This is a genomic window from Bradyrhizobium sp. Crot121 (assembly GCF_059512385.1).
This window is the reverse complement of sequence record NZ_JCAMOR010000036.1, coordinates 1-18756: the sequence shown is the minus strand read 5'-3', so window position 1 is coordinate 18756 and position 18756 is coordinate 1. Positions and strand designations below refer to the sequence as shown.

Here is an 18756-nt window from a genome sequence, read left to right as displayed (position 1 = left end):
CGCCGCATAATCGTGGTTGTCAACGAAACACCAACGACCTTTGGGGCCAGCAGATGAAGATCGACGATGTCAGGCGAAGTGCCTATTCGATGCCGCTCACCAGCCCCGCGTTTCCGCCGGGGCCCTATCGCTTCTTCAACCGAGAATATTTCGTCATCACCTACAGGACCGATCCCGAAGCGCTCGCCGCCGTGGTGCCCGAGCCACTCGAGGTCGCCGAGCCCGTGGTGAAATACGAATTCATCCGGATGCCCGACTCCACCGGCTTTGGCGACTACACCGAGACCGGCCAGGTGATCCCGGTTCGCTTCAAAGGGGAGGAGGGGGCTTATACCCACGCGATGTATCTGGACGACGAAGGGCCGATCGCCGGCGGCCGCGAGCTATGGGGATTCCCGAAGAAACTGGCGAGGCCGAAGATCGAGGTCGAGAGCGATGTGCTGGTCGGCTCCCTGCATTACGGCTCGGTGCTCTGCGCTTCCGCCACCATGGGCTACAAACACCGTCCGGTCGATCATGACGCCGTGCTGAAGGGCATGAAGGCGCCGAACTTCATCCTGAAGATCATCCCGCATGTCGACGGCAGCCCGCGCATCTGCGAGCTCGTGCGCTTCCATCTCGAAGAGATCACGCTGAAGGAAGCCTGGACCGGCCCTGCCGCTCTCGGCCTGTTTCCACACGCGCTCTGCGACGTCGCGCGGCTTCCGGTCCGCGAGGTCGTCTCCGCCCTGCATTTCAAGGCGGACCTGACGCTGGGGCTCGGCACGGTGGCGTTCGATTATATGGCGAAATGACCGGAGACCGCGCCAGACCCTCGCGGCTTCGTCATGGCCGGGCTTGACCCGGCAATCCACGTCTTGGCCAACCGAGGCGAAGCGTGCATGCGCGGCGCGAGGCCGCGCATGACCTCGTTGGCCGCAGCGCCGGCCCGGCATGCGTCACGGATCACCGATCAGGTGGCGCTATCCACGGGCGACTGCGCTGTCGCTTTAGGCGTGATGAGATCAGGTCGAGTTGGCGCCACGCTGGAAGTGCCTCACCTCTCCCCATCGGGGAGAGGTGAACGACTGCGGTCACGCCGATTCGAACAAAAAATCATCACGCTTTGACCGCCGAAGATTGCGAGAGCGACAAGAGCGCTATCAGTGCCGAAAGACTCAATCCGGCCGATACGATCACGATCGATCGGCCCAGGGTATCTATGAGCAGTCCGAATCCAAGGGGCGCCAATGCTTGGCAAATGCGGGATGGTGCGCCGATCAATCCAAGTCGATAGGCGTAGTTCTCCGGTCCGAAAATCGCCAATGGGAGCGTTCCTCGTGCAATGGTCAGAATACCATTGCCGGCCCCATGTAGCAGAGCGAAGACGCCGGCAGCACCACCGCCGAAAATACCGATTACGCACGCTCCGATGGGATGAGTGATGCAGGCAAGCCGTGTCGAGACGAGCGGGTGGAAACGGTTAAGAAGGCTCGCTTCCATCACACGGGCTGCGACCTGCGCGGGTCCGATCATCATGCCGGCAAACACTGCCTGCGCTGGCGTCGCGCCGAATGCTTCGACGATCCGCGGCAGATGCGCCGCCATCGCCGATGTCACCGTCCAGGCGGCCGCGAACGCGAATGAGAGCAGAACCATGGTGCGGTCGATCGTAATATGCGGCTTCGCCACGGGTCCTTCTGAGCGGACCGGCTTTGCCGTGCTGGGCAGCGCGAGATTGAGGGGGAGACCGATCACTATGTGCGCGATCGCCCAGGCGTAGCAGGTTTCCCGCCAACCGATCGTCTCGAGCCCGAATGAACTCAGCGGCCAGCCGACCGTGCTGGCAAAGCCGGCAATCAGCGTGATGCCGGTGATCGAGGCGCGCGCGTCGCTGCCGTAGATACGCCCCAGCGCGCCGAACGCCGCGTCGTAGAGTCCGAGGCCCATGCCAATGCCCAGCAGGAGCCAGGCCACCGACATCATCCACACCGAGGCCGATGCGCCGAGCAATGCGAGCCCGCCTGCAAAAACCACGTTCGAGATACAGAGGACCTGCCTCCCTCCGACGCGGTCGATCTGGCGGCCGACGCGTGGACCCAATAATCCGGAGATCACAAGCGAGGCCGAGAAGGCGGCGAAGAACCAGTTGGTCGAAATTCCGAGATCGTGGGCAATGGGGTCTGCCAGGATCGCCGGCAGATAGTAGCTCGATCCCCAGGCCAGCGTCTGGGCGGTCCCCAGCGCGGCAACCACCCGCAAGCGTTGTCCGTTCACGCCGGCGGCCCTAGCAGCCGCAGCCGGGCTTGCCGGCGACCTTCGCGATCGCATCGTCGGAGCAGCAGGCGTCGATGCCGGCGGGTGCCGGCCCTCCGCAGCAGCCGGATGCGACGATACCGCCCTCCACGCCGCCGCGTGTGCAGACGCCGGTTTCGGGGAGCTCGAGTTCGACGCGCTCGGCAGCTTCCTTGTCGCCGGCGATATCGGCCGCGATCGAGCGCACCTGTTCGTAGCCGGTGATCATGAGGAAGGTTGGCGCCCGGCCGTAGGATTTCATGCCGGCGAGGTAGAAGCCCGGATCGTCCTGCTGCAGTTCGCGCGCGCCATGCGGGCGCACGGTGCCGCAGGAGTGCTCGTTGGGATCGATCAGCGGTGCGAGCGCGACGGGCGCCTCGATCGCGGGATCGAGCCGAAGCCGAATCTCGCTGAGGAAGGAGAGGTCCGGACGGAAGCCGGTTGCGATGACCAGCTCGTCGGCGACGACGCTGCGTCCGCAGCAGGCTGACGACGTCGCGATCCGAAGCCGGCCGTCGCTCGGCGAGATCGCCGAGACGGAAAATTCGGCCTCAACCTGTACCTCACCTGATGCGACCAGCGATGCGAAGTGTGTGCCGAGTTCGCCGCGCGCAGCGAGCTTGTCGTTCGCGCCGCCCCCGAATGCCTTGGCCGGATCATTGCCCCGGAGCAGCCAGATCGGGCGGGTGCCCGGCACCTGACGGGCAAGCGTCGCCAGGTCGGTCAGGGTACCGATCGCCGAGTGTCCGGCGCCCAGCACGGCGACAATCTTGCCCGCGTAGCGCTCACGGTCTCTCCCGAGGACATCCGGCATGCCGTAGGCGATCCTCGCTTGTGCTTCGCGTTCGCCGATCGCCGGCAGGCCATTGGCGCCGGCGGGATTCGGCGAGGCCCACGTTCCGGAGGCGTCGATGACGGCCTCAGCGCGCAGGGTCTCGCGCCCTTTGCCGTTCTGGTAGCGTATCTCGAACGGAGCCGCCTCCCGGCCTCTTGTCCTCGCCTTGTCGAAGCCGACGCGGGAAACGGCGGTGACGCGGCTCGACGTGCGGATCACGTCCTTCAAGCGCGTGCGCGTCGCGAGTGGGACAAGGTACTGTGCCAAGAGCTCGCCCCCGGTCGGATACACCTGCGGGTCCGGCGAATTCCAGCCAGTTGGCGCGAGCAGCCGCGCGGCCGCCCGGTCGACGTTGTATTCCCACGGTGAAAAGAGCTGGACGTGTTGCCATTGACGGACCGCATGTCCCGCTTCTGGCCCGGACTCGAGCACGACGGGCGTCATGCCGCGCTCCAACACGTGCGCGGCTGCCGCCAGGCCGACGGGTCCGGCTCCTACGATCGCGACGGTCTTTGCTGCGCTCATTTTGCTTCTCCCAACCTTCTAGAATTACCGAATAATCGGACAAAAAAAATCAGGCCGCCGTCTGAGCGTCTTTGCATTGGGTCTCGTCGATGCAGCATTCAGCAACGAGGAAATCCACCAAGCCCTGCATCGTGTCGTATTCGGCGTGGCAAGCAAGTGTCGTGCCCTCGCGTACCTGCGAGATCAGACCGACGGAGACCAGCGCCTTGATGTGGTGCGACAGTGTCGACGCCGGAATCTTGAGCCGCTCCTGCAGGCGCCCGACCGGCATGCCTGCACGCCCTGCACGGACCAGCGCGCGATAGATTTTCAACCTGGTCGGGTTGCCCAGCGCTTCGAGGCGGGCTGCTGCTTCGTCGAGCTTCATGGTGACCAAGATGAGCGCGACCCGTCTCCTTGTCAAACTATATTTCTAGAATATTCGAAATAAGTCCGCCGATCCCGGTATGCTGAATTGGGTTGACTTGGCCATACATTTCCATAAATCTGGATATATGGAAACCGAAGAAGCGGTCTTGGCGCTCGCGGCCCTCTCGCAATCGACCCGCCTGGAGGCCTTCCGGACATTGGTCAGGCACGAGCCTGACGGCCTTGCGGCTGGCGATCTTGCCCGCATGCTGGAAGTGCCGCCGAACACGCTGTCGGCGCATCTGTCGATTTTGACCAGAGCGCGCCTCGTGACTTCCGAACGGCATAGTCGCTCGATCGTCTACCGCGCCAACCTGGGTGAGTTTCGCGATGTCGCTCTGTTCCTGCTTCGGGATTGCTGCGACGGACGACCGGAGGTCTGCGCGCCGGTCGTGAATAGCCTGCAATCGTGCTGTTCACCAAAACGAAAGGAGCGAACCCGTGGCTGACCATCTCTACAAGGTTCTGCTCCTCTGCACCGGCAACTCGGTGCGCTTGGGCGCGACGCATCCGACGCCAAGGGCCGGCTGATGGAGGCCTTCGACCTTTCACGGCGCCTTGTGGCCGAGGCGTTGGGTACCGGAATTCTCGTCGCCGCCGTGGTCGGGTCCGGGATCATGGCCGAGGCGCTGACCAAGGACGACGCTCTCGCGCTTCTCTGCAATACGTTGCCGACCGGCGCAATCCTGGTTGTGCTGATCAGCGTGCTCGGACCTATCTCCGGAGCGCACTTCAACCCGGCCGTAACACTTGTCTTCACCGGCAAACGCGAACTGCCGGCGAACGAGGCTGCACTGTATGTGATGGCGCAGATCGCAGGCGGTATCGCCGGAACGATGGCCGCGCATTTGATGTTCGCCCTACCGTTGATTGATTTCTCCACCAAAACGCGGACAGGTGGACCGCAATGGTTCGCGGAGGCCGTGGCAGCTTTTGGCCTGATCACAACGATTCTGGCTGGCATCCGTTTTCAGCGCGCCGCCGTTCCCTGGCTGGTGGGCCTGTACATTACGGCCGCGTACTGGTTTACCGCCTCGACATCGTTCGCCAATCCGGCCGTGGCAATCGCGCGCTCGCTGACGAGCACATTTGCAGGCATTCGCCCGATCGATTTGCCTGGCTTCATACTTGCGGAACTGTGCGGAGCGTTCGCCGGCATGCTGTTGATGATTTGGCTGCTCGGGCGACCTCAGGCGCGCGGCCCGGTCCCAATTGCGGAGACAACCAGATGAGCGTCACCATTTATCACAACCCGGATTGCGGCACGTCGCGCAACACGCTCGCCATGATCCGGCAAAGCGGTGTCGAGCCCACGATCGTCGAATATCTCAAGACGCCGCCGTCGCGCGAGAAGCTCAAGGAGCTGATCGCTGCGATGGGTATCCCGGCGCGCGCCCTGCTGCGTGAGAAGGGCACGCCCTACAAGGACCTCGGCCTCGATGATCCCAAATGGTCGGACGACGAATTGCTGGATTTCATGATGGCGCATCCCATCCTGATCAACCGCCCCATCGTGGTTACCTCGAAGGGCGTGCGGCTTTGCCGGCCGTCCGAGGCGGTCATCGACCTTCTGGAGAATCCGGTCGGACGTTTCGTGAAGGAAGATGGCGAGGTCGTTGAAGGCCGCAGATAAATTCCGGCCTCGCAAAAGTAGCCTCCGTCATTCCGGGGCGGCGCGCAGCGCCGAACCCGGAATCCATTTCTCCGCCCGCGCCCGCGGTCCGATGGATTCTCTGATGTGCAATTGCACATCATAGCTCGCGCTTACGCGCGCCCCGGAATGACGAGAGGAGCGCGCGCGTCAGCGCACCAGCACGTTCCGGAACTGCCAGGGATCGGACGTGTCGATGTCTTCGGCAAACAGGCCCGGCCTGTCGTTCAGCGGGGTCCAGTCGGTGTAGAAACCCTTCACCGGGCCGAGATACGGCCGCTGGATTTCCAGGCAGCGGTGAAAATCCAGCTCGTCGGCTTCGACGATGCCGGCTTCCGGATTTTCCAACGCCCAGACCATGCCGGCGAGCACCGCAGAGGACACCTGCATGCCGGTCGCATTCTGATAGGGCGCAATCCGGCGGGTCTCCTCGATCGAGAGCTGCGAGCCGTACCAATAGGCGTTCTTGGCGTGGCCATAGAGCAGGACGCCGAGCTCGTCGATGCCGTCCTCGATCTCGTTCTCGTCGAGGATGTGCCATTTCGGCTGCATCCGCCCCGCAGCGCCGAACATCTCGTGCAGCGACAGCACGGCGTCGTTGGCCGGGTGATAGGCGTAATGGCAGGTTGGGCGATAGATCACCTTCTCGCCGTCGCGTACGGTGAAATAGTCCGCGATCGAGATCGACTCGTTATGGGTGACGAGGAAGCCGTATTGCGCGCCTGGAGTCGGGCACCAGGAGCGCACGCGGGTGTTGGCGCCGGGCTGCAGCAGATAGATCGCGGCCTGGCAGCCATGCGCGTGCGTGCGGCCGTTCTCCGGCATCCACTTCTCATGGGTGCCCCAGCCGAGCTCGGCCGGCTGCAGGCCCTCGGAGACGAAGCCCTCGACCGACCAGGTGTTGACGAAGACGTTCATCGGCTTCGGCTTCTTCGAACGCTGGGTGTCGCGCTCGGCGATATGGATGCCCTTGACGCCGAGCTTATGGGCGAGCTGGCCCCAGCCCTCGCGGCTCTTCGGCTCGTTGAATTCGACGCCGGTGTCGCGGGCGATGTCGAGCAGCGCCTGCTTGACGAACCAGGATACCATGCCGGGATTGGCGCCGCAGGTCGAGACCGCGGTGGTGCCGCCCGGGTTCTTGCGCTTGGCGGCCAGCAGGGTCTCGCGCAGGGCGTAGTTCGAGCGCCCTTCGGTGCCGATGTTCTTGTCGAAATAGAAGCCGGCCCACGGCTCGATCACGGTGTCGACATAGAGCGCGCCGATCTCGCGGCACAGCGTCATGATGTCGACCGAGGAGGTGTCGACTGAGAGGTTGACGCAGAAGCCCTGTCCGCCGCCGGCGGTCAAGAGCGGCACCAGCAGTTCGCGGTAATTGTCGCGGGTGACGCCATCCTTGATGAAGCGCACGCCATGCTTCTTGGCGAGCTCGCCGTCCTCATGCGGATCGATGATGACGAAGCGCGACTTGTCATAATCGAAATGCCGCTCGATCAGAGGCAGCGTGCCTTTGCCGATCGAGCCGAAGCCGATCATGACAATGGGGCCGGAAATCTTGGCGTGGATCTGCGAGGAGGGGCTCATCTAATATCTCCAGGAGATTGGCTCGAGCGGGTGGACAGGTTTGGTGGTTCAGGCGGTACGTCGTTTCGCGGTGACTTCGATCTCGACCTTCATCTCGGGTTTCAAAAGTCCCGCGACGATCAAGAGTGTGGCGGCCGGGCGGATGTCGCCGAGAAACTCGCCGCAGACCGCGAAGTGGGCGTCCGCATCCTTGGCATCCGTCAGGTAGTAGGTCGTGCGGACGATGTCGGCCAGCGCGAAGCCGCCTTCCTTCAGGGCGGCCTCGATGGTCTTGAAACAGTTCCGTGACTGGCTCGTGACATCTTCAGGCATTGTCATCGTCGTGTAGTCATAGCCGGTGGTTCCGGAGACGAAGGCGAAATCGCCGTCGATCACGGCGCGGCTGTAGCCGGCGGTCTTCTCGAAAGGCGAGCCGGTCGAAATCAGGCGTCGGGACATTCAGGACCTCCTATTCTCAGCGTTGCGGGACATACGGGTACTTGCGCGGGTTTACGGGATTTTCCCGCCCGCGCAACCTTTGGCTCCGGTCTTGCGATCAGCGGGAGTGCTGGGTCGTATCTGCTGCCGGAGCGGACGGCGAGCTCCAGCGGCGCACGAAGATGTCCCTGACGATCATGACCGAGATCAGGATCAGGACGATGGTGGTGATGATGCTGCGCAGAACTGGACGCGCGACGTCGCTGGTTGCGGGAAGGTTTTCGGCCATGATCGCAACCGTCACGCGGCCTGCGGCACGGCGCGCAATGCGCGTGCCTTGCGTTTGAGCAGCAATGCGCCGGTCGCGGTGACCATGCCGCTGGCGCCGTCGAGCGCGCCCTCGGCAAGTTCGAGACCGAGCAGCCGGTCGCGCTCGAACGGGCCGGGCAGCACGAGTTCGCTCATCCTTTCCGGCGAGAAGCCGAAGCGGGCGTAATAGGGCGCATCGCCGAGCAGGATCACCGCGCCATGGCCGCGCGTCCGCGCGATCGAAATCGCGCGGTCCATCAGCGCGGCGCCGACACCGAGGCCGCGGCAGGTGGAATCCACCGCCAGCGGCCCCAGCATCAGCGCGGGGTTGCCCCCGGCGCTGACGTGCCACAACCGAACGGTACCGACCAGCCGGCCGCTTGCGACCGCCGACAGCGCAAGGCCTTCGGCGGGCGCGCGTCCGTCGCGCAGGCGCTGGCATGTGCGCTGATGGCGGTTCTCGCCAAAGCAGACATCCAGCAGCATTTCACGCGCCTCGACGTCCGAGGAACGTTCCGCACGGATCGCGAACGGAGCGGCGCTCGGGGTGAGGGCAACGGTGGTCTTCCGCAAAGCAGTCATGGCACGTCAGTCCCCGCTTCCAGCGGCGGGCACACCGGTGAAAGCGTCGTTCGAAAATTCGAAAATGTCGGGGAGGGAGCCGGCAGGCCGGCTCCCTGTTTTCTTCTCCCTCTCCCGCAAACGCGAGAGGTAAGAGACGTCAGATGTGGTAGGTCCTCAGCGGCGGGATGCCGTTGAAAGCCACCGACGAGTAGGTCGACGTATAGGCGCCGGTGCCCTCGATCAGCAGCTTGTCGCCGATCTCGAGCGTCACCGGAAGCGGATACGGCAGCTTCTCGTACAGCACATCGGCCGAGTCGCAGGTCGGGCCAGCAAGCACGCACGGCGTCATATCCGCGCCGTCATGCGGCGTGCGGATCGCGTAGCGGATCGACTCATCCATCGTCTCGGCGAGACCGCCGAACTTGCCGATGTCGAGATAGACCCAGCGCACCTCGTCCTCGTCGCTCTTCCTGGAGATCAGAACGACTTCGGTCTCGATGATGCCGGCATTGCCGACCATGCCGCGGCCCGGTTCGATGATCGTCTCCGGGATCTGGTTGCCGAAATGCTTGCGCAGCGCGCGGAAGATCGACCGGCCGTACTGCACCACCGGCGGCACGTCCTTCAGGTACTTGGTTGGGAAGCCGCCGCCCATGTTGACCATGGACAGGTTGATCCCGCGCTCGGCGCAGTCACGGAATACGGTCGAGGCCATCGCCAGCGCCCGATCCCACGCCTTCACCTTGCGCTGCTGCGAGCCGACATGGAAGGAGATGCCGACAGGCTCCAGGCCGAGGCGCTTGGCGAGGTCGAGCACGTCGACCGCCATCTCCGGGTCGCAGCCGAACTTGCGCGACAGCGGCCATTCGGCGCCGGCGCAGTCATAGAGGATGCGGCAGAACACCTTGGCGCCGGGGGCGGCACGGGCGACCTTTTCGACCTCGGCGGCGCAGTCGACCGCGAACAGGCGAATGCCGAGCGCGAAGGCGCGCGCGATGTCGCGCTCCTTCTTGATCGTGTTGCCATAGGAGATGCGGTCCGGCGTCGCGCCAGCGGCCAGCGCCATCTCGATCTCGGCGACTGTCGCGGTGTCGAAGCAGGAGCCGAGCGAGGCGAGCAGCGACAGCACTTCCGGCGCCGGGTTGGCCTTCACCGCGTAGAACACGCGGCTGTCCGGCAATGCCTTCGCGAAGCTCTGGTAGTTGTCGCGCACAACTTCGAGGTCGACGACGAGGCACGGCTCGGTGTCGAGGCCCTCGCTGCGGCGGTGACGCAGGAATTCCTGGATGCGCTCGGTCATGGCACTCTCCCAACGACCCCAGCGACGGGGCCGCATTCAAAAACGTGACGCCGGATAAGAGTGCCTTGGCCGAATTGCGCGATGGAGGCGCAACGAAGCCAAAAAACTCAAACCAGACTGTGCTGCCGTGGATTGGTTGGGAGATTTCCCGCCCGCTCACCTGGCAATGAAGGACAAGCCTTTTCAGTAGCCCGCGCCGGCGTTGGAATGCCGGTAGAGACCAAAAAAGCCCGCTCCGTCGTTGCTTTAAGTCGCGTCCCCCGTTGAGAGCGGGGTGCGCCGGTTCGCCTCCGGCTGCCAGTCACGGTTGCAAGAGATGGAGAGACCTTCATTGGCATCCCTTGAGAGAGATGCTGGCCGCTTCAGAGGCGACCCTCGGTTCTTCATCCCTTGGCGGCTGTCCGGCCTCTTGTCCGGATACCTACCGACTGACACACGACCACAGGCACGTGCGAAATTGGGCAAGGCTGGAAATAAGTGTTTTGACTTAGCTGCGCAAGAATTTTTTTGGGCTGCGCGCAGATTTCCCTAACGCGAGCTTGCGATTGTTTGTCGCTGCACGCGCGCACCACGTCGAATATGAATGGACGTTAAGAGAAGCTAGCAGTCGGCTGCGCGTTTGAGCCTTCTGCCACAGTGTTTTCGCAGTCGCGCCTCACGCGCGCCGCGTGAACGGCTCGATGCGCTGCGCTGCGCGGATGAACGCGATCATCACGAGGACGCCGAGCGCGAACAGCACCGCTTGCAGGATGTGCGCGGCGGTGTCTTCGAGCCCGAACAGGATCGCGAGCGCCCAGCCGCCGGCGAAGGCACCGCCGAACACTTCCGCGCCGATCAGGATCGCCGCACTGATCACGGTGATCACGCTCGGCCAGACGATCTGGCGGTTGCCGGTGGAGGAGGGCTGCAGGCTCATGGAAGAAGGTCCTTTTTGAGGGGCGCAATGTCCCTGAAATGGGCCCTGCGATCAAGCGCAAAAGGCCCAAAATTGCCGCACGGTGTGGTATAGTTTGCCGCAATATCTTGGACAAAAATAGGATTTCGCATGTCGGCAAGTTCGCAAGGTTTGGCCAACCCGCTGCTGCAGGGCTGGCAGACGCCGTTCGAGACGCCGCCCTTCGACGAGATCAAGCCCGAGCATTTCCTGCCGGCCTTCGAGCAGGCCTTTGCCGATCACTCCGCCGAGATCGGCGCGATCGTTCATGATCCGGCGGCGCCGGACTTCGACAACACCATCACCGCGCTGGAGCGTTCCGGCAAGCTGCTCTCCAAGGTCTCGGCGGTGTTCTATGACCTGGTGTCGGCGCACTCCAATCCGGCGATCCTGGAGATCGACAAGGAAGTCTCCTTGCGGATGGCGCGGCACTGGAACCCGATCATGATGAACGCCGTGCTGTTCGGCCGCATCGCGCTCTTGCACCAGAACCGCGCCTCGCTCGGCCTGAGCGGCGAACAGCTCAGGCTGCTGGAGCGCACCTATACGCGCTTCCGCCGCGCCGGCGCCGGCCTCGACGACGCCGCCAAGGCGCGGATGGCCGAGATCAACGAGCGGCTCGCCCATCTCGGCACCAGCTTCAGCCACCATCTGCTCGGCGACGAGCAGGACTGGTTCATGGAGCTCGCCGAGGACGACCGCGCCGGGCTGTCGGACAGCTTTGTCGCCGCCGCCAAGGCCGCGGCGGAAGAGCGCGGGATGGCCGGCAAGGCGATCGTGACGCTGTCGCGCTCCTCGGTCGAGCCGTTCCTGAAAACCTCCGATCGCCGCGACCTGCGCGAAAAGGTCTTCAAGGCCTTCACCGCGCGTGGCGACAATGGCGACGCCCACGACAACAACGCGACCATCGTCGAGATCCTGGCGCTGCGCGAGGAAGCCGCCAAGATCATGGGCTTCTCGAACTACGCCTCCTACCGGCTCGAGGATTCCATGGCGAAAACGCCGGACGCCGTGCGCGGCCTCTTGGAGCGGGTCTGGAAGCCGGCGAGGGCGCGGGCGCTCGCCGACCGCGACGCGATGCAGGCGCTGATCGCGGAGGAGGGCGGCAATTTTGCGCTGGCAGCCTGGGATTGGCGTTACTACGCCGAGAAGCTCCGGCAGATCAGCGCCAATTTCGATGACGCCGCGATCAAGCCCTATCTTGTGCTCGACCACATGATCGAGGCCGCCTTCGACTGCGCCACCCGCCTGTTCGGCGTCACCTTCGAGGAGCGCAAGGATATCCCGGCCTGGCACCCCGACGTCCGGGTCTGGGAAGTCAGGGATCGCGACGGCAAGCACAAGGCGCTGTTCTACGGCGACTATTACGCCCGCCCCTCGAAGCGCTCCGGTGCCTGGATGACCTCGCTGCGCGATCAGCAGCAGCTCGACGGCGCGGTTGCCCCGCTCGTCATCAATGTCTGCAATTTCGCCAAGGGCGCGGGCGGCGAGCCCGCGCTGCTGTCGCCGGACGATGCCCGCACTTTGTTCCACGAATTCGGCCACGGCCTGCACGGCATGCTGTCCAACGTCACCTATCCCTCGCTGTCGGGCACCTCCGTGTTCACCGATTTCGTCGAGCTGCCGTCGCAGCTTTACGAGCACTGGCAGGAGCGGCCGGAGGTGCTGCAGCGCTTCGCAAGGCACTATGAGACCGGCGAGCCGCTGCCGGACGATCTCCTGCAGCGCTTCCTCGCCGCGCGGAAGTTCAACCAGGGTTTTGCCACCGTGGAGTTCGTATCCTCGGCGCTGATCGACCTCGAATTCCACACCCAGCCGGCCGAAGCCAGCCGCGACGTCAGGGCCTTCGAGAAGCAGGAGCTCGAGAAGACCGGCATGCCCGCCGAGATCGCGCTGCGGCACCGGCCGACCCAGTTCGGCCACATCTTCTCCGGCGACCATTACGCCGCCGGCTATTACAGCTACATGTGGTCGGAGGTGATGGACGCGGACGCCTTCGGCGCCTTCGAGGAGGCCGGCGACATCTTCGATCCCGCGACCGCAAAGCGCCTGCTCGACGACATCTATTCGTCGGGCGGCTCGCGCGATCCGGAAGAGGCCTATGTCGCCTTCCGCGGCCGCGAGCCGGAGCCGGATGCACTGCTCCGCCGGCGCGGGCTGCTCGAGACTGCCGAGGCCGCCTGAAGTGAGGCGCATGTCCCGCAATTGGCTCGGCCTCCTGGCCGCCGGCGCCGTGATGCTCGGCGCGGCCGCCGCACAAGCCCATCCGCATGTCTGGATCACCGCGAGGAGCGAGGTGATCTATGCGCCTGACGGCACCATCACCGGTGTCCGCCACGCCTGGACCTTCGACGACATGTTCTCGACCTATGCGCTGCAGGGCATAGAGGCCAAGACCAAGGGCGCCTTCACCCGCGAGGAGCTGGCGCCGCTCGCCCAGACCAATGTCGAGTCGCTGAAGGAATACGCCTACTTCACCTTCGCCAAGGCCGACGGCAAGAAGCAGAAGTTCACCGAGCCGGTCGATTATTTCCTCGAATACAACAACACGGAATTGACGCTGCACTTCACGCTGCCGGCGAAGACTCCGTTCAAGACCAGGCAGCTTTCGCTCGAAGTGTTCGACCCCGCCTTCTTCATCGACTTCAAATATGCCGACAAGGACCCCGCCAAGCTGGTCGGCGCACCGGCCGACTGCAAGCTGCAATTCCAGCGGCCGAATGACGGCACCGCGAGCGCGCAGCAGCTCGGGGAGCAGAACTTCCTGAGCGGCGAAAGCTCCAACTTCGGCGCGATGTTCGCCAACAAGATCGTGGTGGAGTGTCCATGAAGCAGGGATCATCCGTCGCGCGTAGCCTGGCGATTGCCGCCGTGGCGCTCGCAGTCTTTGCGCTGGCCGATGCCGCGATGCATGCGCTGTCAGCGCAAAACCCCTTCGGCGCCCCGCGGCGGGCGGCCGAGCCGCAGGTCGGCGGTATCATCGGCTGGCTGCTCGCCAAGCAGGGGGAATTCTACCGCGAGATTTCCGCGTCCATCCGTGCTGCCAAGACCGATGGCTATGCAGTCTGGACGTTGCTTGGCGTCTCCTTCGCCTATGGGATCTTCCATGCTGCAGGCCCCGGCCACGGCAAGGCGGTGATCTCTTCTTATCTCGTCGCCAACCGGGAAACCGCCTCGCGCGGCATCGCGCTGTCGTTTGCCTCGGCCCTGCTGCAGGCCGTGGTGGCCGTGGTGTTCGTCGTCATCGGCGCCTGGCTGCTCAACGCCACCGCGAAAACCTCGTGCGGCGCGGAAAAAGCGATCGAGATCGCCAGCTATGCCCTGATTGCCGCCTTTGGTGCGCGGCTGGTCTGGAGCAAGGGCGGCGGCTTCTTCCGCGCGCTGCAGGCGAATGTGCCGCAGCCGGCCATCGCCGGTGTCCCGCATCACCACCACGATGACGGTCATCACCATCACCGCGATCATCACCATGACCACGACCACGATCATCACCACGATCATGGGCACGAGCACGGGCATGGCGCCGGGCACCAGCACGCCCACGCTCATGTCCATGACGAGCATTGCGGCCATTCGCACGGTCCCGAGCCGAGCGAGCTCGCCGGCCCCGGCGGTTGGCGCCGCGGCTTGAGCGCGATCGTGACCGTCGGCATCCGGCCCTGCTCGGGTGCGATCCTGGTGCTGGGATTCTCGCTGGCGCAGGGCCTGTTCTGGGCCGGCATCGCCGCGACCTTCGTGATGGGCCTCGGCACCGCGATCACGGTCGCGACGATCGCGATCCTCGCCGTCTCCGCCCGCGGCCTGGCGCAACGCGTCAGCGCCGGCCGCGACGGCAACGGCATGCTCTTCATGCGCGGCATCGAGTTCGGCGCCGCCGGCCTGGTGCTGCTGTTTGGGCTGGGATTGCTGTTCGGCTACCTCGCCACCGAGCCGCCGACCTGCGCCTATTTCATGTGACGGCGCCGCGGAGCGGCCTTTGAAGTTACCTCTCCCCGCTCTTCGCGGGGAGAGGTCGGCGCATTGCGCCGGGTGAGGGGCTGTTTCCGCAAACACAACTTCCAGCTTTTTCGCGAAGGCAGCCCCTCACCCCAACCCTCTCCCCGTAAGAACGGGGAGAGGGAGAACTCAGACCGTCAGATATCGCTTTATCATCGGCAGGAAGAAGATCGCGACATTGATCGTAAAACCGATGGTCCAGAGGATCGAGCGCAGGGTTGGGCGGTTGCCGAGATAGGTGAAGACGTAAGCGATCCGCACGATCAGGAACAGCACTGCGAGCTCATCGATCAGCCGTAACGGTCCGATGCGGAATTCGGCGAGCAGCACGGCGAAGGCGAAGAACGGAAACGCCTCGATCCCGTTCTGGTGGGCGCCGAGCGCGCGGGCCCGGATCGGGTCGTCGTAGAAGGCGGGATCGCGCGGGTTGGAATTGTCGAAACGGCCGCTCGCAGTCCACTTGGCGGCTGCGAGCGTCAACAAATACAGCATCAACGTTCCGAACACGCACCATTCGGCAACCGTCATGGTTCCTCCCCCGCATTGCGGAGGGGAGCCTAGCTAACGGTGCGTTGTCTTGACAAGAATGGGGCAACGCGCGAAGCCACGGCCGTCATGACCGTGGCCGTCCCAGTCCGAAACACGACGCCGGCAGCGCAAGCCCAGCCGGATCGCATCGGCGTGCTGCTGGTCAATCTCGGCACGCCCGACACCGCCGACGCCCCGGGCGTGCGGGTCTATTTGAGGGAATTCCTCTCCGACCCGCGCGTGATCGAGGATCAGGGGCTGCTGTGGAAGCTGATCCTCAACGGCATCATCCTGCGCACGCGGCCGCGCACCAAGGCTCTCGACTACCGGAAGATCTGGAATACCGAGAAGGACGAGTCGCCGCTGAAGACGATCACGCGCTCGCAGGCCGAGAAGCTAGCGGCGGCGATCGGGGAAGATCATGTCGTGGTCGATTGGGCGATGCGCTACGGCAATCCCTCGATCCGGGCGGGGATCGAGGCGCTGACGGCGCAGGGCTGTAACCGGTTGTTGGTGGTGCCGCTCTATCCGCAATATTCCGCCGCGACATCGGCGACCGTCTGCGACGAGGCGTTCCGGGTGCTCTCCAGCTTGCGTGCGCAGCCGACCTTGCGGGTGTCCTCGCCATACTATGACGATCCTGTCTATATCGACGCGCTCTCGGTTTCGATCAACGCGCACCTGGCGACGCTGCCGTTCGAGCCGGAATTGATCCTGGCGTCCTTCCACGGCATGCCGCAGAAATATGTCGATCAGGGTGATCCCTATTTCGCCCAGTGCGTCGCCACGACGGAATGCCTGCGCAAGCGCCTCGGGCTCGATGCCTCCAGGCTGATGCTGACCTTCCAGTCGCGCTTCGGCAACGATGTCTGGCTGCAGCCCTATACCGACAAGACCGTCGAAAAGCTCGCCAAGGACGGCGTGCGACGAATTGCCGTCGTCACGCCCGGTTTCTCCGCCGACTGTCTGGAGACGCTGGAAGAGATCGCGCAGGAGAACGCGCACATCTTCAAGCAAAATGGCGGCGAGCAGTTTGCGGCGATTCCCTGCCTGAACGACAGCGAGCCCGGCATGGACGTGATCCGCCAACTCGTGCTGCGCGAACTGCAAGGGTGGATCTAACGTCGGCCCGTAGCCCGGGTGGAGCGCCAGCGCAACCCGGGGCCAGTCGCAAACGCAGATGCAGATGTCCCGGGTTACGCGTTCGCTCCACCCGGGCTACTGAACGAGCATCCGCGTGACGGCCCACACATCATTTACGTTCGCAGGCTATATCTGGCAGCCTCGCAAACCGCTCCTTAACTATGTGTCAACCAACAGCCGGCTGAACCGGCGTTGCGGTTTTGCAGACCAAATGCAGGGCCGCGCCGGCTTTCGCCGGTCTTGGAGGACTTTATGAGTGGTTTCGACATTTTCGCCATCGCCCTTGTTCTGCTTGTCATCGTCACGCTGTTCGCCGGGGTCAAGACCGTTCCGCAGGGCTATGGCTGGACCATCGAGCGCTTCGGCAAATACACGCGCACGTTGCTCCCTGGCCTCAATCTCATCGTGCCCTATTTCGACCGCATCGGGCGCAAGATGAATATGATGGAGCAGGTGATCGACATCCCCGAGCAGGAGGTGATCACCAAGGACAATGCCACCGTCACCGTTGATGGCGTTGCCTTCTTCCAGGTGTTCGACGCCGCGAAGGCGAGCTACGAAGTCGCCAATTTGCACCAGGCGATCACGGTGCTGACCATGACCAACATCCGCTCGGTGATGGGTTCGATGGACCTCGACCAGGTGCTGTCGCATCGCGATGAGATCAACGAGCGGCTGCTCCGCGTCGTCGACGCCGCGGTCTCGCCCTGGGGCGTCAAGGTCAATCGCATCGAGATCAAGGACATCGTGCCGCCGGCGGATCTCGTGGAGGCGATGGGCCGGCAGATGAAGGCCGAGCGCGTCAAGCGCGCCGACATCCTGCAGGCGGAAGGCCAGCGGCAATCGGAGATTTTGCGCGCCGAGGGTGCCAAGCAGGGACAGATCCTGCAGGCCGAAGGTCGCCGCGAAGCCGCCTTCCGCGACGCCGAAGCGCGCGAGCGACTGGCGGAGGCTGAGGCGAAGGCAACGCAGATGGTGTCCGAAGCGATCGCGAGGGGCGACGTCGCCGCACTGAACTACTTCATCGCCGACAAGTACATCAAGGCGTTCGGGCAGTTGGCGGAAGCGCCGAACCAGAAAATCGTGATGCTGCCGATCGAGGCATCGAGCGTGCTCGGCTCGCTTGCCGGCATCGGCGAGATCGCGCGCGCCACCTTCGGCGAAAGCACAGCTTCAGCAGCCGCCGCCGCGCGCCGCTCCTCGGTGCCGCCGGCCGGCCCGACGCCGCCGCCAATCGCGCCGGAGCGGTGAGGGCGCGGGCGTGCTAGCATTGCGTCTGCGGAATTAGAGGTCGTGTCATGACCGAGATGTTTTCGACACTGGGTACCTGGAACTGGCTGATCTTCGGCTTCATCCTGATGGCGCTGGAATTGGCGGCGCCCGGCGTGTTCCTGTTCTGGCTCGGGCTATCAGCGCTCATGGTCGGACTGGTGTCGTTCGTCATCAATCCGCTTTGGCAGACGCAGTTCCTCATGTTCGCCGCGTTCGCGGTCGCCGCCGTGCCGGCATGGCGGCACTTCGCCAAGAGCGGGACCTCGGCGAGCGCGAGCAGCCCGTTCCTCAACCGGCGCACCGAAGCCCTGATCGGCCGCGAGTTCACGCTGGAGAAGCCGATCATCGACGGCTCAGGCACGGTGCGGATCGATGACACGATCTGGCGCGTCGCCGGCCCCGACGCGCCCGCCGGCAGCCGCGTCAAGGTTGTCAGCGCCGACGGCGCCAGTTTGACGGTGGCGGCGGCGTAGCGGTGTAGGCGGATGAGTTTTTCGCTCTCGCCCGAACAGCGAAAGCGAACGGCATAATCCGCCATTCCCTCTAACCCCCACGCAGCCGTCATTGCGAGCGCAGCGAAGCAATCCATTCCTCCACTTGCGGCGCTATGGATTGCTTCGCTGCGCTCGCAATGACGATGTGGATGCTTGGAGTGCGACAAAACAACCCGTCGGGCAAATCAGCAGAAACGTGTCCAGCCCTCGCGCGAAAAACATTCCGCTTTCGCCGTCGGGCAAATCAGTGATTTAACTCCGCGCGTCTCAGCGCGAATGAGGGGCGGGTCGCGATCGTCACGAACGTTGCGGTGAGATGCGGTGGACGTGATGGGTGTGACTGACGAGCACACGCATCACGGACGGCGAAGTCGTGTGGTCCTGGCGCCCCGACGCTGGCGCTAAGTTTTTCGTGCGAACAAGTTGCGCGAGAGATGACGGTGGCAAGAGAGCCCGGTCACCGGGGAGAGCACGAAGGAAACCGTAACACCATCGCGCAGGGAAAGCCGGAATGCTTCGGTTGAA

At 64.2% G+C, this 18756-nt stretch carries 20 protein-coding genes; 10 read left to right on the top strand and 10 right to left on the bottom strand.

Going from position 1 to position 18756, the window contains the following annotated elements:
- Window positions 1-53 precede the first annotated feature (53 nt).
- A complete protein-coding gene (locus AC5ZGW_RS26940; RefSeq protein ID WP_130229450.1) occupies window positions 54-794 on the top strand; it encodes an acetoacetate decarboxylase in 741 nt (246 codons plus the stop codon).
- 304 nt (window positions 795-1098) lie between these two features.
- On the opposite strand, the gene AC5ZGW_RS26935 is transcribed toward AC5ZGW_RS26940, so the two are convergent.
- Genes AC5ZGW_RS26935 through AC5ZGW_RS26925 form a run of 3 tightly spaced genes read right to left on the bottom strand, consistent with a single transcriptional unit; the run spans window position 1099 to window position 4001 of the window.
- Entirely contained in the window at window positions 1099-2256 is a 1158-nt protein-coding gene (locus AC5ZGW_RS26935) for an MFS transporter (protein ID WP_130229449.1), read from the bottom strand.
- Between the two features lie 10 nt (window positions 2257-2266).
- Window positions 2267-3634 (bottom strand): NAD(P)-binding domain-containing protein, encoded by a 1368-nt coding sequence (locus tag AC5ZGW_RS26930; RefSeq protein ID WP_130229448.1) that lies wholly within the window; start codon window positions 3632-3634, stop codon window positions 2267-2269.
- 49 nt (window positions 3635-3683) lie between these two features.
- The gene (locus tag AC5ZGW_RS26925) at window positions 3684-4001 is read right to left on the bottom strand and encodes an ArsR/SmtB family transcription factor (protein ID WP_028162996.1); all 318 of its coding nucleotides are present in this window, start codon (window positions 3999-4001) and stop codon (window positions 3684-3686) included.
- Window positions 4002-4128: 127 nt separating this feature from the next.
- Between AC5ZGW_RS26925 and AC5ZGW_RS26920 the strand changes: the two genes are divergently transcribed.
- From AC5ZGW_RS26920 to arsC, 3 genes are all read left to right on the top strand, one after another.
- Window positions 4129-4491: an ArsR/SmtB family transcription factor gene (locus tag AC5ZGW_RS26920; protein WP_130229447.1), complete on the top strand. Its 363-nt coding sequence runs from the start codon at window positions 4129-4131 to the stop codon at window positions 4489-4491.
- An 81-nt stretch (window positions 4492-4572) separates the two neighbouring features.
- Window positions 4573-5274, top strand: coding sequence for an aquaporin (locus AC5ZGW_RS26915; protein ID WP_130229446.1), 702 nt, complete (start codon window positions 4573-4575; stop codon window positions 5272-5274).
- The gene (gene arsC / locus AC5ZGW_RS26910; protein ID WP_130229445.1) at window positions 5271-5675 is read left to right on the top strand and encodes an arsenate reductase (glutaredoxin); all 405 of its coding nucleotides are present in this window, start codon (window positions 5271-5273) and stop codon (window positions 5673-5675) included. The genes AC5ZGW_RS26915 and arsC overlap by 4 nt, the downstream gene beginning before the upstream one ends.
- 168 nt (window positions 5676-5843) lie before the next feature.
- Here the strand turns inward: arsC and AC5ZGW_RS26905 are convergent, their stop codons facing one another.
- The 6 genes from AC5ZGW_RS26905 to AC5ZGW_RS26880 form a co-directional block, all read right to left on the bottom strand.
- Window positions 5844-7274 carry a homospermidine synthase gene (locus AC5ZGW_RS26905; RefSeq protein ID WP_130229444.1) on the bottom strand — a complete coding sequence of 477 codons (1431 nt, stop codon included), beginning with the start codon at window positions 7272-7274 and terminating at the stop codon, window positions 5844-5846.
- Window positions 7275-7322: 48 nt separating this feature from the next.
- Complete coding sequence (locus AC5ZGW_RS26900) at window positions 7323-7712, bottom strand: RidA family protein (RefSeq protein ID WP_130229443.1); 390 nt, start codon at window positions 7710-7712, stop codon at window positions 7323-7325.
- A gap of 97 nt (window positions 7713-7809) precedes the next feature.
- Window positions 7810-7980, bottom strand: coding sequence for a hypothetical protein (locus AC5ZGW_RS26895; RefSeq protein WP_208823941.1), 171 nt, complete (start codon window positions 7978-7980; stop codon window positions 7810-7812).
- A gap of 11 nt (window positions 7981-7991) precedes the next feature.
- Window positions 7992-8582 carry a GNAT family N-acetyltransferase gene (locus tag AC5ZGW_RS26890; RefSeq protein ID WP_130229441.1) on the bottom strand — a complete coding sequence of 197 codons (591 nt, stop codon included), beginning with the start codon at window positions 8580-8582 and terminating at the stop codon, window positions 7992-7994.
- A 139-nt stretch (window positions 8583-8721) separates the two neighbouring features.
- Window positions 8722-9864, bottom strand: coding sequence for a type III PLP-dependent enzyme (locus tag AC5ZGW_RS26885; RefSeq protein WP_028162988.1), 1143 nt, complete (start codon window positions 9862-9864; stop codon window positions 8722-8724).
- Between the two features lie 655 nt (window positions 9865-10519).
- The gene (locus AC5ZGW_RS26880; protein WP_130229440.1) at window positions 10520-10780 is read right to left on the bottom strand and encodes a hypothetical protein; all 261 of its coding nucleotides are present in this window, start codon (window positions 10778-10780) and stop codon (window positions 10520-10522) included.
- 129 nt (window positions 10781-10909) lie between these two features.
- Here AC5ZGW_RS26880 and AC5ZGW_RS26875 point away from each other — a divergent pair, with 129 nt between their 5' ends.
- The 3 genes from AC5ZGW_RS26875 to AC5ZGW_RS26865 are packed head-to-tail and all read left to right on the top strand — an operon-like array spanning window position 10910 to window position 14755.
- Window positions 10910-12982, top strand: coding sequence for a M3 family metallopeptidase (locus tag AC5ZGW_RS26875; RefSeq protein ID WP_130229439.1), 2073 nt, complete (start codon window positions 10910-10912; stop codon window positions 12980-12982).
- Window positions 12983-12992: 10 nt separating this feature from the next.
- Entirely contained in the window at window positions 12993-13628 is a 636-nt protein-coding gene (locus AC5ZGW_RS26870; protein ID WP_130229438.1) for a DUF1007 family protein, read from the top strand.
- On the top strand, window positions 13625-14755 hold the full coding sequence (locus tag AC5ZGW_RS26865; RefSeq protein WP_130229437.1) for a nickel/cobalt transporter: 1131 nt from the start codon (window positions 13625-13627) through the stop codon (window positions 14753-14755). The genes AC5ZGW_RS26870 and AC5ZGW_RS26865 overlap by 4 nt, the downstream gene beginning before the upstream one ends.
- Before the next feature lie 168 nt (window positions 14756-14923).
- Here AC5ZGW_RS26865 and AC5ZGW_RS26860 read toward each other — a convergent pair whose 3' ends face one another.
- Window positions 14924-15322 (bottom strand): MAPEG family protein, encoded by a 399-nt coding sequence (locus AC5ZGW_RS26860; RefSeq protein WP_130229436.1) that lies wholly within the window; start codon window positions 15320-15322, stop codon window positions 14924-14926.
- Window positions 15323-15409: 87 nt separating this feature from the next.
- Between AC5ZGW_RS26860 and hemH the strand changes: the two genes are divergently transcribed.
- The 3 genes from hemH to AC5ZGW_RS26845 all read left to right on the top strand — a co-directional run bounded on the left by hemH (window position 15410) and on the right by AC5ZGW_RS26845 (window position 18210).
- Window positions 15410-16444: a ferrochelatase gene (gene hemH, locus AC5ZGW_RS26855; RefSeq protein WP_130229435.1), complete on the top strand. Its 1035-nt coding sequence runs from the start codon at window positions 15410-15412 to the stop codon at window positions 16442-16444.
- A gap of 273 nt (window positions 16445-16717) precedes the next feature.
- Window positions 16718-17716: an SPFH domain-containing protein gene (locus AC5ZGW_RS26850; RefSeq protein ID WP_028162981.1), complete on the top strand. Its 999-nt coding sequence runs from the start codon at window positions 16718-16720 to the stop codon at window positions 17714-17716.
- A 47-nt stretch (window positions 17717-17763) separates the two neighbouring features.
- A complete protein-coding gene (locus tag AC5ZGW_RS26845; RefSeq protein WP_130229434.1) occupies window positions 17764-18210 on the top strand; it encodes an NfeD family protein in 447 nt (148 codons plus the stop codon).
- Window positions 18211-18756 lie beyond the last annotated feature (546 nt).